This window comes from Streptomyces sp. TG1A-60 (genome assembly GCF_037201975.1).
Classification (GTDB): Bacteria; Actinomycetota; Actinomycetes; order Streptomycetales; family Streptomycetaceae; genus Streptomyces.
Map to the genome: position 1 here is coordinate 5,224,438 of NZ_CP147520.1, position 15,095 is coordinate 5,239,532.

The window sequence follows — 15,095 nt, forward strand, 5'->3', positions numbered from 1 at the left end:
CGGGCCGTCTGTCGGACAGCTTGCCGTCTCCCACGATACGGCCCAAGAGCGGTACGCGGAGGGGTTGTTCGCGAGAAAATCCGCAAACCCTCGGGCCCCTCAGCTGCCGGACCAGCACTCTGGCATATGTCAGAGGCATGGCCCGGCAAGCGGACCTCGGGCATTCCCTCGCGGGTACGCGTTCACTCGGCGTAGTCAGAGGACCGCGCCGAGGAACTCCCGGGTACGTTCGTGCGAAGGGTCGCCGAAGATCTTCTCCGGGCTGCCTGACTCGATGACCTGGCCAGAATCGAACATCAGAACCTGATCCGAGATGTCCCGGGCGAAATTCATCTCGTGGGTCACGCAGAGCATCGTGATGTCGGTGGTGCGCGCGATGTCCCTGAGCAGGTCGAGTACGCCCGCGACCAGTTCGGGGTCGAGCGCGGACGTCACCTCGTCGAGGAGCAGCACCTGCGGACGCATCGCCAGCGCCCGGGCGATGGCCACCCGCTGCTGCTGCCCGCCGGAGAGCTGGGACGGGTAGGAGTCGCACTTGTCGGCGAGACCCACCATGTCGAGCAGCTCACGGGCGCGCGCCTCTGCCTCGTCCTTGGACAGCCCGAGGACGGTGACGGGCGCCTCGGTGATGTTCCGCAGCACCTTCATGTTCGGGAAGAGGTTGAACTGCTGGAACACCATCCCGATGTTCTTGCGGACCTCCCGGCACTGCTTGTCGCTCGCAGGGAACAGCCGCTGCCCGTCGACGGTGATCGTGCCCTCGTCGGGCTTGACCAGTGTCATCAGCATCCGCAGGATCGTCGTCTTGCCGGAGCCGGACGGGCCGATCAGCGTGACGTGCTTGCCGGCGTCGACGGAGAAGTCCAGACCGTCTAGGACGGTGTTGCCGCCGAATCGTTTGGTCACGTTCTCGAACCGGATCAGCTCGGAGCGGGCCGAGGCCGGGGTGCCCGCGTCAGCCGGGTCACCGCCCGTGTTGGAGTCCGGTTCCTTCATCAGCGGGGTGTCAGCGGACAAGACGACGCTCCAGGGCTCGCAGGAGAAGAGAGGCGGGATAGGCGATGAGGATGAAGGCGATGCCGACGGCCACGATGGGCTCGTTCATCTGGAAGGTCTGGGAACCGAACTGGCGTGCCTCGCCGAGCATCTCCAGCACACCGATGACCATCAGCATCGGCGAGTCCTTCAGCATCGCGATGACGTAGTTGCCGAGGGCGGGCACGACCCGGCGCAGCGCCTGCGGCAGGATCACCGAGGTCCAGGTGCGCGAGCGCGGCAGGCTGAGCGCCGTCGCCGCCTCCCACTGCCCGGTGGGTACACCGTCGATGCCGGCGCGGTACACTTCGGCGGTGTACGTCGAGTAGTGCAGCCCGAGGCCGAGGATGCCGGTGGCCAGCGGGGAGAGGGTCAGACCCCATTCGGGCAGCACGTAGAAGAGGAAGAACAGCTGCACGAGCAGCGGGGTGTTGCGGATGAACTCCGTGACCGCCTTGACCGGCCAGCTCACCACCTTCAGCGGTGATCGCTGGGCGAGGGCCCAGACGAGGCCGAGGGAGAAGGCGAGCAGCGAGCCCCACAGCAGGGCCTGCAGGGTGACCAGTACGCCGTCCCAGAAGGCGGGCATGAAGTCGCCCAGGGTGGACCAGTTCCACGTCATGAGGCACCTCCGGGAGCGGATGTCTTGGCGGCTCCTCCGGCTGTGCCACCGGCTCCGGCCAGGTCCTGGGGGCGTCCGGTGACCGCCCTGCGCGGTTTGGGGCCGCCCTTCTCGGGGGCCCGGCCGATGCCGGCCTTGGCCCGCCGTTCGACCTGCCTCATCACCCGGGTGATGAGGAAGGCGAGGACGAAGTACATGACGAGGATCACCGTGTACACCGGGGCGCTCTGCCCGGTGGCGTTGCGCACCAACTGGGCGGCGAAGGTGATGTCGGCGACGCCCAGCACGGACACCAGGGCCGTGCCCTTCAGCAGCTCGATCAGCAGGTTGCAGAAGGGCGGCACCATCTCCGGCCAGGCCTGCGGCAGTACGATCTTCCGCAGCCGCTGGCCGGGCGTGAAGCTCAGCGCCACCCCCGCCTCGCGCTGCGCCGCCGGCACCGCGGCCACCGCGCCGCGCACGATCTCCGAGCCGTAGGCGCCGTAGGTGCAGCCCAGGGTGAGCACGGCGGCCCACATCGGGACGAGCTGCCAGCCGAGGGTCAGCGGCACCACGAAGAACACCCAGATCATCAGGACCAGGGCGGAGGTGCCGCGGAAGATCTCGAAGTACGCGCCCGCCACGAACCGCACGATCCACAGCCGGTGCGAACGGGCGATCCCCACGGCGAAGGCGACGGCCGCGCCGAGGGCGGCGCTGTACACGGTCAGCTGGACGGTGATCCACACGCCGCGCAGGATCAGCTCCCACAGACCCGAGCTGAAGCTGAGGTCGTCGAGGAAGCCGGCGGCGTTCACCTCGTTCATGGCACTCATGAGCGGCACTTCTCCTCCGCCGTGATGTCGGTCATCTGGTCCTTCGAGAACCCGAAGGGCCGCATGACCTCCAGCAGTTCGCCGCTCCGCTTCATCTTGTGCAGCTCGCGGTTGAAGGCGTCCCGCAGATTCCGCTCCGGCAGCCGGAACGCGAAGCCGCCGACGTCGATGACCGGTTCGCCGTCCACGTACGGGGTGACCTCGTCGGTCGCCTCGACCTTCGTGCTCCCGGTCTGCTCGACGACGTTCCGCACGGTGACGGCGGTGCCCACGAACACGTCGACCCGGCCCTGTTCGACGGCGAGGAGACCGGCCAGCTGGTCCGGCAGGGTGTCGATCTTCTTCACCCCGGCCTCTTTGGCGTAGTCGATCTCCGCGTAGCCGATACCGGTCGCCATACGGGCCCCGGTCCGGGCGATGTCGGTGTAGGTGCGCAGGTTCTTCGGATTCCCCTTGCGCACGATGAAGGCGTCCTTCATCTGGTACTCGGGGTCCGCGAAGAGCACCTGCTCACAGCGGTCCGGTTTGATGTACATACCTGCGGCGACCACGTCGAACTGCAGTGAGTTCAGTCCGAAGATCAGCGAACCGAACTCGGTGGGGAACGGTTCGACGTGTTCGACGCCGAGTCGGCGGAAGATGCGGGTCGCGATGGCCGGGGCGGAGCCCGTGATCTCGCCGTCCCTGTCGATATAGCCGTACGGCTGCTCGCCCGCGATGCCCAGCCGTACGGTGCCCTTCGCCCGGAGCTGCTCCAACAACTGGCCACCGTCGCCGGTGTCGGCGGTGGCCACCCGGCTGCACCCGCTGCTCGCACCGACCACCGCGCCCGTGGTGACCAGGGCGGCGGCGCCGGTGAGCAGGGTGCGGCGGGGTATGCCGGGTCTGCCTGTCCGTCGGGAGTCCTCGTCGTGTGCCTGCACTTGAACCATGGGCGCGCGGCTACCCGAGACGCCGATGGCCATGCCAGTTTTTTCCGGTCTTTCTCGCGGGCGCATCGAGGCGCGTCCGATTCAGACGCGTCCGGCGGGGGCAGACGACCCGGGAAGAGTGCTCAGGACCGCTCCCGAGTGCTGAAGCGTGCTGGAGAGTTCCGAGGGGTTCTCGGGAGACGTGAGGAGGCGTCAATGGCGGAACGCCGTGTCGAGGTCACGCTCGACCGCCGAGGGGTCCGCTGCACGGCCCGGTTGCTCGACGACCGCGCGCCGGTCACCTGCGCGGCGGTATGGGACGCCCTGCCCCTGGCCGGTGACGTGTACCACGCCAAGTACGCCCGCAACGAGATCTACGCCCTCTTCCCGCCCTTCGCCGCGCACGAGCCGCCCCTGGAGAACCCCACCGTCACCCCCATCCCCGGCGACCTCTGCTACTTCTCCTTCGCCGGCACCGAGTTGGCCACCGACGCCTACGGCTACGACCGCGACGTCCGCCCCGGCACCACCCTCGTCGACCTGGCTCTCTTCTACGAACGCAACAACCTCCTCCTGAACGGCGACGTGGGCTGGGTGCCGGGGATCGTCTGGGGCCAGGTGATCGAGGGACTGGACGAGATGGCGGAGGCGTGCAACGACCTGTGGCGTACGGGCGCGCTGGGGGAGACGCTGACATTCCGCCGAGCGTGACGTCCCGGGGCGGGTTGTCCGTCTGCGGGTGATCGGGGGCTGGTCGCGCGGTTGCCCGCGCTCCTGAAAAGCAGGGTCCGCGCCCCGTGCTTTCCGGCCCGCCAGGGCCGTCCTTCAGGGGCGCGGGGAACCGCGCGTTTCAGGGGCGCGGGGAACTGCGCGAGCAAGGCGGAGCCACCCCCGCCACCCCCGCCTCGTACAAGGCGTGCCCCACCCGCAGCACCACATCGTCCCGATGCCGGGCCGCGACCACCTGAAGCCCCACCGGCAGCCCGCCCCCGTCCACCCCCACCGGCACACTCGCCGCGGGCTGCTGCGTGAGGTTGAACGGATACGTGAACGGCGTCCACCCCGTCCACCGCCGGTACCCCGCCCCGCGCGGCACCTCCACCCCCGCCTCGAAGGCCGTCACCGGCAACGCGGGCGTGACAAGAACGTCGTACCGCTCATGAAACGCCCCCATCCGCCGTCCGAGGTCCATCCGCACATCCACGGCGGCCAGGTAGTCCAACGCGGAGGCCCTCGCCCCGATCTCCCGGATCTCCCGCAACCCGGGGTCCAGCACCTCCCGCCGCCGCGCCCCGAGCCGCTGTGTCACCCGGGCCGCCCCGCTGAACCACAGCGTGTGGAACGCCTCAACGGGATCGGAGAAGTCGGGGTCGGCCTCGGTCACGTACGCCCCGAGCCCGGCCAGCGCCTCCACGGCCCGCCGCACGGCGAGGGCGACGCCCGGCTGCACGGCGACCTGGCCGCCCAGCGAGGCCGAGTACGCGACCCGCAGCCCCCGCACCCCACCGGCGAGCGTGTCCACGAAGGACCCGGACGCGGGCCCGAGCGCCGACCAGTCGCGCGCGTCGGGCCCGCTGATCACGTCGAGCAGCAGCGCGGCGTCCGCGGCGTCCCGGGCCAGCGGCCCCACATGGGCCAGCGTGCCGAAGGCGCTCGCGGGATACAGCGGCACCCGCCCGTACGTGGGCTTCAGCCCGAACACCCCGCAGAAGGCGGCCGGGATACGCACACTGCCACCGCCGTCGGTGCCGAGCGCCAGCGGCCCGGCGCCGAGCGCGACGGCCGCCGCGGCGCCCCCGCTGGAACCCCCGGCCGTGCGGGAGAGGTCGTACGGATTCCGCGTCACCCCGCTCAGCGGCGAGTCGGTGACGCCCTTCCAGCCGAACTCGGGCGTCGTGGTCTTTCCCAGGAAGACGGCCCCCTGCTCCCGCAGCCGGGCCACGGAGGGCGCGTCCTCGTCCCAACTCCCCTTCGCCGAAACGGTTTTGGAGCCCTTCAGGGTCGGTGCGCCCCGCATCAGCAGGATGTCCTTCACCGTCACCGGCACCCCGTCCACCGCCCCGGCCGGCTCACCGCGCCGCCAGCGTTCCTCCGCTGACCGGGCCCGCGCGAGAGCCGCCTCGGCGTCGACGCGCACGAAGGCGTTAACCTCCGGCTGCACGCGCTCGGCCCGCTCCAGGGCGGCGCGCGTCACCTCCACGGGACTGAACTCGCCCTTGCGGAAGCCCTCCACGAGTCGTACGGCGGACAGTTCCGTCAGTTCCGGCATCCGGTTCCTCTCAGGGCGGTTCAGTGCCCGGGCACGTACCCGCGCCGCTTGTCGACCACGTTGGGCAGCGGCTTTCCCGCCTCCCACAGCTCGAACAACTCCACGAACTGGGCGCCGAGTTCGTCCCGCCACCCCACCGTGTCCCCGCTCATGTGGGGCGAGACGATCAGACCGGGCACGTCCCACAGCGGGTCGCCCGGGCCCAGCGGCTCGCGCTCGAAGACATCCAGCGCCGCCCCCGCGATCCACCGCTTCCGCAGCGCCTCCACGAGGGCGTCCTCCACGACGAGCTGGCCACGCCCCACGTTGACGAAGCGCGCGGACGGCTGCATGACCCCGAAGCGCCGGGCGTCGAACATGCCACGGGTCGACCGAGTCAGGGGCGCGGCCACGATCACCCAGTCGGTGCGGGCCAGCAGCCGGTCCAGCTCCTCGGGACCGTGGACGCCGGCGCGCGCGACCCGTCCGACCAGGGCCGTGTGGAGCCCGAGGGCCTTGAGGCGGTGCGCGATCGCCCGCCCGATGGGCCCGGAGCCCACCACGCACGCCCGGCCGCCCGCCACCCGCAGCGACTCCCGGTGCCGCCACTCCCGCCGCCCCTGCAGCTCCCAGGTGCGCGGCAGGTCCTTGGCCATGCTCAGGACGAGCGCGGCGACGTACTCGGCGATCGGCTCGTCGAAGATCCCGCGCGCGTTCGTCACCACGGTGTCGTCGTCGGCGGCGAGTTCGGGGCACAGCAGATGGTCCACGCCCGCGCTCGCGGTGTGCACCCAGCGCGGTCGCGGCCCGTCGCCCGGCCAGGCGTCCCGGACCGCACGGGAGGCGAAGTCCCACACCAGCAGCACGTCGGCGTACGGCAGCCGTTCGGCCAGCGTCGAGGCGTCGGCGTACTCGATCGTGGCCCGCCCGGTGAGCCGCCCGAGCCGGGGGCGCGGCTCGGCGTCGAGGACGAGGAGGTGGGGTCGGTGCGTCGAGGTCATAGGCCTGCGTGAACCTCCGTCGAGGTCATGGACGCGCGAAACCGCCCGTCGTACGTCCGGAGCCGGCCCCGCACCGCTCCCTCACTGACGGAAGCGGCTCGGTCGGCCCCGCGGGATGCTTGTGACATGCACTGATTGACCACGCTCGCACCCGAACCTACCTTCGTCAACACGGACTTGCGCACGGTCTGTCGTCCGCCCATCTCTTTCCGTGAGGCCGGTGGCTGTCATGAACGTCTCCTTCCTCGGTGGACCCCGGCCGCAGCGCGGCGTCGGTGTCATCGCCCCGTTCGACTTCGCCCTCGACCGCGAGCTGTGGCGATGGGTCCCGGACGACGTCTCCCTCCATCTGACCCGGACCCCGTACGTCCCGGTCGAGGTGAGTCTCGACCTGGCCCGGCTGGTCTCCGAGCACGAAACGCTCCACGAGGGGGTACGGGCCCTGAACGAGGTCGCGCCCGCGGTCGTGGCCTACGCCTGCACCAGCGGCAGCTTCGTCGGCGGGATCGCGGGGGAGCGGGCGATGGGAGAGGCGATGACCCGCGCGGGCGCCGCGCACGCCGTCACCACCTCGGGCGCGCTGCTCGACGCGCTGGCCGAGCTGGCCGTGCGCCGGGTCGCGCTGGTCACCCCGTACACCGTCTCGGTGACCCGGTCCCTGGAGGGGTACCTGGCCGAGGCGGGCGTCATGGTCACCGGCCGCGCCTCGCTCGGCCTGGTCCGGCACATCTGGAAGGTCCCCTACCGCGATGTGGTCGACATGGCCCGCCGCGCCGTCGGCCCGACCGCGCCGGACGCCCTCTTCATCTCCTGCACCAACCTGCCCACGTACGACGTCATCCCGCAGCTGGAAGCGGAACTGCGGATGCCGGTCATCTCGGCCAACCAGGTGACGATATGGGCGGCACTGCGTCACCTGGGTACTCGGGCGGTGGGTCCGTACCAGGCTCTGCTCGACGAGTCCGCCAGGCAGACCTTCGGCCGAGGATCCGTACCGCCACCGCCGGTACTGCCGGAAGAACAGGAAGGTTGGGCATGACCGCACTCGGTTTCCTCTACCCGGGCCACTCCGCCGAGGACGACTACCCGCGCATGGAGCAACTGCTGGGCAGTGACGTCCGGTTGGACCTGGTGCACACCGACATCGGCGAGGACGCGCACCGCGTGGACGCCCTGCGCGAGATGGGCGCCCCCGAACGGCTGGCCACCGGCTGCGAGACCCTCCGCCTGTCCGGCGCCGAGGCCGTCGTCTGGGCCTGCACCAGCGGCAGTTTCGTCTACGGCTACGAAGGCGCCCACGACCAGATCCGCGCCCTCGCCCGCGCCGCCGGCCTGCCCGCCTCCTCCGCCTCCTTCGCCTTCGCCCACGCGGCCCGCGAGCTCGGTGCCGGCCGGGTGGCCGTGGCGGCGACCTACCCGGACGACGTGGCCCGCCTGTTCGTCGACTTCCTGGCGGCGGCGGGCGTGGAGGTCCTCTCCGTGCGGGGCGCCGGCATCATCACGGCGGCGGAGGTCGGCACCTGGAGCCTGGAGGACATCCTCGCCCTCGCCCGGTCGGCCGACCACCCCGAGGCCCGGGCCCTCCTCCTCCCCGACACCGCCCTCCACACCGCCTCCCACATCCCGACCCTGGAAAAGGAAATGGGCAAACCGGTCCTCACCGCCAACCAGGTCACCGTCTGGGAGGCCCTGAGGCTGACGGACAGGAGGGTGAACGCGCCGGAACTGGGCGCCCTGTTCACCAGGGAACCCATCGTGCAGATGTGACCACCGGCCCGCCCCGCGCCCCGCTTCTCGCTCGTGCGGGGCGCGGGGCCGTGTCCCCGCGCGGCTGCGACACGTGGGCGGACCGGCCACGACGAGACCCGCGGTCCGGGAACAACCGGAGACTCCCTCCTGTTGCGGCATCTCGTACCCCGATGCCACACGCCCAGCAGGAGGCACCAGCCGTGACCGCAGACGAGATACGAGGCGGAGCCCAAGGCGCCGCCCCCGTCCCCCTCTCCGTCCTCGACCTGGTCACCGTGGGCGCCGGACGCACGGCCACGGACGCCCTGCGCACCAGCGTCACCCTGGCCCGCCAGGCGGAGCGCCGCGGCTACCACCGCTACTGGGTCGCCGAACACCACTCGATGCCGGGCGTCGCCTCGTCCTCCCCGGCGGTGATCCTCGCCCACCTCGCCGCCCACACCACCCGCATCCGCCTCGGTTCGGGCGGCGTTATGCTCCCCAACCACGCTCCCCTGGTCATCGCCGAGCAGTTCGGCACCCTCGAAGCCATGGCCCCCGGCCGGATCGACCTCGGTCTCGGCCGCGCCCCCGGCACCGACGGCGCCACCGCCGCCGCCCTCCGCCGCTCGACCGGGGGGACCCCCATCCGCGAGGGTGCCGACGACTTCCCGGAACAACTCGCGGAGCTGACCCGCTTCCTGGACGACGACTTCCCCGACGGCCACCCCTACCGCCGTGTCCACGCGGTCCCGGGCCCGATCCAGGGCACGTCACCCGGCGGCCTCCAGTCCCCGCACCGCCCCCCTGTCTGGCTGCTGGGCTCCTCGGGCTTCAGCGCCCGCCTGGCCGGCTCCCTCGGCCTCCCCTTCGCCTTCGCGCACCACTTCTCCGCGCGGAACACGATCCCCGCCCTCGACCTCTACCGCGAGTCGTTCCGCCCCTCGCCGGTCCTCGACGCCCCGTACGCGCTGATCGGCGTCTCGGCGCTCGCCGCGGACGAGGAGAAGGAGGCCCGCCGCCAGGTCAGGGCCGCCGCTCTGAACATGGTCCGCCTGCGCACCGGCCGCCCCGGCCTCGTCCCCACCCCGGAGGAGGCCGAGGCGCACGAGTTCAGCGTGGCCGAACAGGACTTCGTCGACACCTGGAACGCGGACGTCCTCCACGGCACCGTCGAGGAGGTCCGCACCCGCCTCGACGACCTCCGCAAGCGCACCGGCGCCGACGAGCTGATGCTCACCACGCACGCTCACAGCCCCGACGTGCGCCTGCGCTCGTACGAGCTGATCGCGGACGCCTACGGCCTGCCGGCAGCCGGGGGCGCTCCTCAGGCCTGAGGACAGGCCGCCGCCCCCAGCAGCTCCGCGATCCGTTCCGGCGGTACCGCGCGGGAGTACAGCCACCCCTGCCCGGTGTCGCAGCCGAGCCGGCGCAGCCGGGAGGCCTGCGCGTCGGTCTCCACGCCCTCGGCGGTCACGGTCAGCCCGAGCCGGTGGGCGAGCTGGACGAGGGCTTCGACGATGATCTCGTCGGCGGGGTTGGGCTGTCCGTCTTCCCCGGTCCCGCCCTCCTGCGGGCTCTCGTACTGGAACCCCCGTACGAACGCCCCGTCCAGCTTCAGCACCGACACCGGGAGCCGGCTGAGATACGCGAGGTTGGAGTAGCCGGTGCCGAAGTCGTCGATGGCGATACGGACGCCCATGTCGCTGAGGGCCCTGAGGGCCTGGAGCGGGCGGCCGGCGGAGCCCATGAGCGCGGACTCGGTGAGCTCCACCTGGAGCAGATGCGGGGCGAGGCCGGTCTCCGCGAGGATTTCGGCGACGTCGGCGACCAGGTCGGAGTCCCAGACCTGGCGGACGGCCACGTTCACGCTGACGAAGATCGGCGCCCGGTCGGGGTGGTCGATCTGCCAGCGGCGGGCCTGCCGACAGGCGGTGGCCAGAATCCACCGCCCGAGCTGGACGATCGAACCGTCCTCCTCGGCCAGTGAGATGAACCGATTCGGCGCCAGCACGCCGAACTGCGGGTGGTGCCAGCGCACCAGCGCCTCGACCCCGCGCACCCCGCCGTCCGCCATGCCCACGAGCGGCTGGTACTCAAGGACGAACTCGCCCCGGCCCACGGCCGCCCGCAGCGTGGAGGACAGGGCCTGACGGGTCATCCGGTGGGCGTTGCGCTCCGGGTCGAACAGCGTCCAGCGGGCCTTGCCGTCGGCTTTCGCCCAGTACAGCGTCGTGTCGGCGGCCTGCATCAGTCCCGTCGCCGTCGTGCTCGCCGACTGCCGCTCGACGACCCCGATCGAGGCGGAGACGGACAGCCGCTGACCGGACAGGTCGAAGGGGAGCTGGAGGGCCTTGAGGACGGAGTCGGCCAGGTCGGCGAGTTGTTCCGTTCCGGTGGAGTCCTCCACGAGCAGCGCGAACTCGTCGCCGCCGAGTCTGGCCACCAGCGGAGCCCCGGCCGCCGTGCCCGCCGTGCGGTGGAGGGCGGCCTTGTCGGCGCACCGGGTGAGCCGCTCGGCGACGGCCGTGAGGAGCTGGTCGCCCACCCGGTGGCCGAGGGTGTCGTTGACCGCCTTGAAGCCGTCCAGGTCCAGGTAGACCAGGCCGGTCCGGCCCGTCCCGGCCTCGTCGTACGCGTCCCGTTCCAGAGCGGCGGAGAGCTGTTCGAAGAAGAGGGTGCGGTTGGGGAGCCGGGTCACCGGGTCGTGCATCTGCAGATGGCGGAGCCGGGCCTGGAGCCGGCGGTTGGCGCTGATGTCGGTGACCGAGAGCAGAACCGCCCGCTCCTCCTCGGGCAGCGGCGCCACCGAGACCTGCACCCAGAGCCAGGTCCCGTCGGGTTGTTTCAGACGGCGCGTACAGCACAGCCGGGCCTGCCGTCCGCACAGCACCTCGCGGTACGCGTGCCGGATGCGGGTGTCCGAGGCCAGGTCCACCAGCTCGGCGGCGACCCGCCCGGCCAGCGCCTCCGCGCTCTCCGCGCCCGTCCCGAGCAGCGTCCCCATGGCCCCGTTGGCGGTGACGACCAGTCCGTCCCGGTCGACGACGGCCATGGCGAGCGGCGCGACGGAGAAGGCGGCAGGGGTGGTGGGACTCTCCTCACCCGGCTGAACTGACGCATTGGCGTGACGTTCTGTAATCGCCGGCCGGACGAGGTCTGCCGCGGGCGCCGGCCCTTGGGACGTTCCGCTCACCGTTCGCTCCCGCAGTGCACTCGTTTTTCGTACGGATCTCATGTGTCTCGTCGGAGCGGCCGAACCACGTACGTAAGGGCGCTCAAGCCGTGTCCGTGCAGGAAAGTGTGCCGATCATAGAGGCTGGCCCCAGAGCCTTCTAGCCACTCTCCAGTCTCCCTGAACAACGACCTGATCCGACAGATCGTTTCTGCCCCTTGCTGAACGGCTTCCCCGCTCCGTCGACCGCTTGTGACGTTCCGTAAGCATCCGGGGTGTCGGCGGCCGGAGTCCATCCGACTTCTGTTCATGCTCTCCTCACCCTTCTGGTGCAGGCAAACAGGGCAAAGTGCTACGAACTCCGAAAATCTGGACGCGTGTCCCCAAGATCCGCATCCGGAGGTCTCCGTGCAGCGTCCGCTCCCCTGGAAGGAAGCCCTCGGCGACCGGGCGCCCACTCTGCGCAGTACAGCGGCCATGCTCACCTCCCTGACCGCGCTCGCGGCGACCTCCCTGATCGCGGCGCCCTCGGTCGCCGTACCGCTGTCGGAGGTGTGCGTGCTGCGGCGTACCCAGGCGCACCACTCGGAGGGCCTCGACACCTGGAACTCCGCGTATCCACGCCCCACCCGCGCCCTCGACGCCGTACTCGTGTTCTTGTCATTCCCGGACGCGACCCCTCTCACCACTCCGGACGAGCTGACCGCCGACCACTTTCCGGCCACCAGCGAGTTCTTCGAACGCGCTTCCTACGGCAAGTTCGCCCTCCACCCGCATCCGCGCCGCGAGTGGCTGGAGATGCCGCAGCCCTCGACGGCGTACGCCATACGGCGTGACTGGAACGCGGCACACCGGGCCGCCTACCTCAGGGACGCGCTCGCCACGGCCGACCCGCACGTCGACTTCTCCCGCTACGACATCGTGTACTTCGTCGCCGACCCCCACGCGCCCGGCGTCGACTCGGACGCGACGAAGGTGGTCAACCTCGAAACCCCGCTGGAGGTCGACGGCGCGGGCCTGCGCCGGGTCGTCACCGTGTTCGAGCGGCACCCGCCGGACCGCCTCGTCCTCGCCCATGAGACCGGCCATGTCTTCGACCTCCCCGACCTCTACCACCGCCCCGTCGACGGCAAGGGCGACTGGGACACCCACGTCGGCGACTGGGACCTCATGGGCAGCCAGTTCGCCCTGGCCCCGGACCTGTTCGCCTGGCACAAGTGGAAACTCGGCTGGCTGGAGCCACGCCAGGTGACGTGCGTACGGGGGACGGGAAGCACGCGGTTGACGCTGGAGGCGGTGGGGGCGGGGCCGAGGGATGAAGGGCGGGTCGACGAGGTGGGGAACGCGGGTGCGGGTGCGGGAGCGGGTGCGGGTGACGGGCTCGCTGTCGGCGGCGCCGGGGTGATGACCGGGGTGCGGGGCTTCGGTGCCGGCCGGGGTACGAAGCTGGCGGTCGTCCGTACCGGTCCCGACAGCGCGCTCGGTATCGAGGCGCGGGGCGCTGTCGGCAACGACGCCTCCGTCTGCACCCAGGGCGTCCTCGTCTACCGGATCCGCAGCGGCGCCGAGTCCGGCACCGGCCCCATCGAGGTGCTGGACGCCCACCCCCACACCGAGTCCTGCGGGGAGGCGTCCGTCTACCCGCCCCTGGCGGACGCCCCGGTGGGCGTGGGCGAGAGCTTCACGGTGCCGGGGGAGGCCGTACGGGTGGAGGTGGAGGGGCGCACGGCGTCCGGGGGGTGGACGGTGCGGATCACGACGGGGCGGTAGGCCGGTGTGCCGGGACACGGAAGAAGCCCCTCGCGAAGGCGAGAGGCTTCTTCCGTGTCGTGCGCCGCCAGGGACTCGAACCCCGGACCCGCTGATTAAGAGTCAGCTGCTCTAACCAACTGAGCTAGCGGCGCCTGCTGACGTCGTAGACCTTAGCACCCTGATCGGCGGGAGGAAAAATCGATACCCGTACGGTCGCGGAGGTATGCGCACGGGCCGCCCGGACGGCCGCCCAGAGCAGTACCTCGGGCCCCGGCAGCCAGGGGCGCCGGGTGTCGGGCGCGACGAGCCAGCGGGACTCGATCCGGGTGGTGCGGGCCGCGTCGGCGTCACCGGTCTCGCCGATACCGCTGGTGGGGTCGAGGTCACCGGTGTGGCGCACGGCGGGGACGGTGACGGCGTCGCCGGTGCCGTGGCAGAGGAGGGGCGGGACGGCGTCGGTGCGGCCGGGGGAGCCCCACTCCTCCCACTCCAGGAGGGTGGGCAGCCGGTGGGCGGTGCCGGGGGAGGCGAAGAGCAGCATCCGCCCCCGGTAGACGGCGACCGGTCCGGAGCCGGGCCCCTCCTCCCATAACCGGTCGAGCATCCGCCGCCCGAAGACCGTCGGCACGCTGACGACGTCGAAGACGGTCCCGCACGACAGCACCACGGGCGCCGTCGGCCGCTCCTCCCACAACGTCAAGGTGCTCCGCGGATACGTTCCTGCCGAGGCCAGCCAAGCGGCCCCGTCCGCCGTGACCCACGCGACATCGCCCCCGCCGTGCGGGTACCTGCCCGTCTCCACTCCACCGCTCATGCGTCCAGATCTACCGCGTGTGACCACCCGACCCCGGGCGGTTGCCCGAAACGGGTACGGGAGGTGGGCAAGTGGGGTACCTTGCCCACCCGGCATATGCCAGGAGGTGTTACCCGGAGAGGTTCTTCCCGGCGCGCGCACTCCAGCCACGTGCAACGGCGCGGCCTGGTTGGCTGTTCTGGTCGACCCCGACTCCGGCCTCGACCCCGACTCCGGCCTCGACTCCGGCCCCGGCCCTGACTCCGGCCCTGACTCCGGCTCCGGCCCTGACCGCGGGCGGCGGTCGGGCGGCGATGGCGTCGGGAGGTCGGGGGTGCCCGCGCCCGACCGCCGCCGGCGTGCTGCCGGGGTTGTCCGCGCTGACGGCCGGCAGCGGAGCCGAGAGCCGGCCGCCCCCAGACCCGCCCTGCCGCACCGCTGGCGCGATGCGGCAGGGCGGGCGCGGCGGCACCCGGCGAGCGCCGGTGAGTGAACCCGCCCCGAGTTCAGCTACCGCGCCGGGTCATGCGAGGCCCCAGCCGCCGGACCCCCGCTCAGATGGACTCCGGACCGCTCACGTCCCGTCCCCGCATCAGATCCCGCCCGAACTCGACCATCCTCTTCGCGTAGTCCTCGGTCCACTCGGCCCGCTCCGCGATGTCCGCCGAGGTCAACCGATCGAACCGCCGGGGATCGGCGAGCTGCGCCGCCGCGATCGCCTGGAACTCCACGGCCCGGTCCGCCGCCGCCCGGAACGCCTGCGCCAACTCCGTCGACCGCGACAGCAACGCCCGCGGATCGTCGATCGACTCCAGATCGAAGAAGTGCTCGGGATCGCCGGCCGCCTCGGCCGGCTCGAAGAGCAGGGGCGCGGGGCGTAGCCGCGGTTCGTGCCGACGCGGCGTGGGCTCCGCCATGTCTTGTCCTCCTCGTACGACGGTTCAGTGGGCCGGTCCCGGGGACGTCCCGGAAGGAGGGCCACCGTCCATTGTCGCGTGACCGCGCAAGTGGGCAT

General features: G+C 71.5%; 14 protein-coding genes and 1 tRNA gene. 5 read left to right on the forward strand and 10 right to left on the reverse strand.

Annotation, left to right across the window (positions count from 1 at the left end; translation table 11 throughout):
* Nucleotides 1–195: 195 nt before the first annotated feature.
* Genes ehuA through ehuB form a run of 4 tightly spaced genes read right to left on the reverse strand, consistent with a single transcriptional unit; the run spans nucleotide 196 to nucleotide 3,404 of the window.
* Nucleotides 196–1,017, reverse strand: coding sequence for an ectoine/hydroxyectoine ABC transporter ATP-binding protein EhuA (gene ehuA, locus WBG99_RS22710; protein ID WP_338898076.1), 822 nt, complete (start codon nucleotides 1,015–1,017; stop codon nucleotides 196–198).
* Entirely contained in the window at nucleotides 1,007–1,657 is a 651-nt protein-coding gene (ehuD, locus tag WBG99_RS22715) for an ectoine/hydroxyectoine ABC transporter permease subunit EhuD (RefSeq protein WP_338898077.1), read from the reverse strand. The genes ehuA and ehuD overlap by 11 nt, the downstream gene beginning before the upstream one ends.
* Complete coding sequence (gene ehuC, locus WBG99_RS22720) at nucleotides 1,654–2,472, reverse strand: ectoine/hydroxyectoine ABC transporter permease subunit EhuC (RefSeq protein WP_338898078.1); 819 nt, start codon at nucleotides 2,470–2,472, stop codon at nucleotides 1,654–1,656. The genes ehuD and ehuC overlap by 4 nt, the downstream gene beginning before the upstream one ends.
* Nucleotides 2,469–3,404: an ectoine/hydroxyectoine ABC transporter substrate-binding protein EhuB gene (gene ehuB, locus WBG99_RS22725; RefSeq protein ID WP_338898079.1), complete on the reverse strand. Its 936-nt coding sequence runs from the start codon at nucleotides 3,402–3,404 to the stop codon at nucleotides 2,469–2,471. Before ehuB ends, ehuC begins: the two co-directional genes overlap by 4 nt.
* 195 nt (nucleotides 3,405–3,599) lie before the next feature.
* Between ehuB and WBG99_RS22730 the strand changes: the two genes are divergently transcribed.
* The gene (locus tag WBG99_RS22730; protein ID WP_338898080.1) at nucleotides 3,600–4,094 is read left to right on the forward strand and encodes a DUF3830 family protein; all 495 of its coding nucleotides are present in this window, start codon (nucleotides 3,600–3,602) and stop codon (nucleotides 4,092–4,094) included.
* 139 nt (nucleotides 4,095–4,233) lie between these two features.
* On the opposite strand, the gene WBG99_RS22735 is transcribed toward WBG99_RS22730, so the two are convergent.
* Together WBG99_RS22735 and WBG99_RS22740 are read right to left on the reverse strand one after the other, a co-directional pair.
* Complete coding sequence (locus WBG99_RS22735) at nucleotides 4,234–5,652, reverse strand: amidase (protein WP_338898081.1); 1,419 nt, start codon at nucleotides 5,650–5,652, stop codon at nucleotides 4,234–4,236.
* Nucleotides 5,653–5,672: 20 nt separating this feature from the next.
* Nucleotides 5,673–6,632 (reverse strand): D-2-hydroxyacid dehydrogenase, encoded by a 960-nt coding sequence (locus WBG99_RS22740; protein ID WP_338898082.1) that lies wholly within the window; start codon nucleotides 6,630–6,632, stop codon nucleotides 5,673–5,675.
* A 229-nt stretch (nucleotides 6,633–6,861) separates the two neighbouring features.
* Here WBG99_RS22740 and WBG99_RS22745 point away from each other — a divergent pair, with 229 nt between their 5' ends.
* From WBG99_RS22745 to WBG99_RS22755, 3 genes are all read left to right on the forward strand, one after another.
* On the forward strand, nucleotides 6,862–7,671 hold the full coding sequence (locus WBG99_RS22745; protein ID WP_338900444.1) for a decarboxylase: 810 nt from the start codon (nucleotides 6,862–6,864) through the stop codon (nucleotides 7,669–7,671).
* Entirely contained in the window at nucleotides 7,668–8,399 is a 732-nt protein-coding gene (locus WBG99_RS22750) for a decarboxylase (protein WP_338898083.1), read from the forward strand. Before WBG99_RS22745 ends, WBG99_RS22750 begins: the two co-directional genes overlap by 4 nt.
* Nucleotides 8,400–8,581: 182 nt before the next feature.
* On the forward strand, nucleotides 8,582–9,697 hold the full coding sequence (locus tag WBG99_RS22755; RefSeq protein WP_338898084.1) for an LLM class flavin-dependent oxidoreductase: 1,116 nt from the start codon (nucleotides 8,582–8,584) through the stop codon (nucleotides 9,695–9,697).
* Here the strand turns inward: WBG99_RS22755 and WBG99_RS22760 are convergent.
* The gene (locus tag WBG99_RS22760; protein ID WP_338898085.1) at nucleotides 9,688–11,556 is read right to left on the reverse strand and encodes an EAL domain-containing protein; all 1,869 of its coding nucleotides are present in this window, start codon (nucleotides 11,554–11,556) and stop codon (nucleotides 9,688–9,690) included. The two genes, WBG99_RS22755 and WBG99_RS22760, sit on opposite strands and share 10 nt — an antisense overlap.
* 387 nt (nucleotides 11,557–11,943) lie before the next feature.
* Here WBG99_RS22760 and WBG99_RS22765 point away from each other — a divergent pair, with 387 nt between their 5' ends.
* Entirely contained in the window at nucleotides 11,944–13,305 is a 1,362-nt protein-coding gene (locus WBG99_RS22765) for a M6 family metalloprotease domain-containing protein (protein WP_338898086.1), read from the forward strand.
* A gap of 60 nt (nucleotides 13,306–13,365) precedes the next feature.
* On the opposite strand, the gene WBG99_RS22770 is transcribed toward WBG99_RS22765, so the two are convergent.
* The 3 genes from WBG99_RS22770 to WBG99_RS22780 all read right to left on the reverse strand — a co-directional run bounded on the left by WBG99_RS22770 (nucleotide 13,366) and on the right by WBG99_RS22780 (nucleotide 14,997).
* Nucleotides 13,366–13,439: transfer RNA gene (locus tag WBG99_RS22770), tRNA-Lys, on the reverse strand.
* Nucleotides 13,430–14,101, reverse strand: a complete 672-nt coding sequence (locus WBG99_RS22775) for a bifunctional DNA primase/polymerase (protein WP_338898087.1) — start codon at nucleotides 14,099–14,101, stop codon at nucleotides 13,430–13,432. The genes WBG99_RS22770 and WBG99_RS22775 overlap by 10 nt, the downstream gene beginning before the upstream one ends.
* 533 nt (nucleotides 14,102–14,634) lie before the next feature.
* The gene (locus tag WBG99_RS22780) at nucleotides 14,635–14,997 is read right to left on the reverse strand and encodes a hypothetical protein (RefSeq protein ID WP_338898088.1); all 363 of its coding nucleotides are present in this window, start codon (nucleotides 14,995–14,997) and stop codon (nucleotides 14,635–14,637) included.
* Nucleotides 14,998–15,095 lie beyond the last annotated feature (98 nt).

Coding starts and splice junctions, on each gene's coding strand:
- ehuD (WP_338898077.1), bottom strand. CDS start 1,657: ATGACGTGGAACTGGTCCACCCTGGGCGACTTCATGCCCGCCTTCTGG.
- ehuC (WP_338898078.1), bottom strand. CDS start 2,472: ATGAGTGCCATGAACGAGGTGAACGCCGCCGGCTTCCTCGACGACCTC.
- ehuB (WP_338898079.1), bottom strand. CDS start 3,404: ATGGTTCAAGTGCAGGCACACGACGAGGACTCCCGACGGACAGGCAGA.
- WBG99_RS22730 (WP_338898080.1), top strand. CDS start 3,600: ATGGCGGAACGCCGTGTCGAGGTCACGCTCGACCGCCGAGGGGTCCGC.
- WBG99_RS22735 (WP_338898081.1), bottom strand. CDS start 5,652: ATGCCGGAACTGACGGAACTGTCCGCCGTACGACTCGTGGAGGGCTTC.
- WBG99_RS22740 (WP_338898082.1), bottom strand. CDS start 6,632: ATGACCTCGACGCACCGACCCCACCTCCTCGTCCTCGACGCCGAGCCG.
- WBG99_RS22745 (WP_338900444.1), top strand. CDS start 6,862: ATGAACGTCTCCTTCCTCGGTGGACCCCGGCCGCAGCGCGGCGTCGGT.
- WBG99_RS22750 (WP_338898083.1), top strand. CDS start 7,668: ATGACCGCACTCGGTTTCCTCTACCCGGGCCACTCCGCCGAGGACGAC.
- WBG99_RS22775 (WP_338898087.1), bottom strand. CDS start 14,101: ATGAGCGGTGGAGTGGAGACGGGCAGGTACCCGCACGGCGGGGGCGAT.
- WBG99_RS22780 (WP_338898088.1), bottom strand. CDS start 14,997: ATGGCGGAGCCCACGCCGCGTCGGCACGAACCGCGGCTACGCCCCGCG.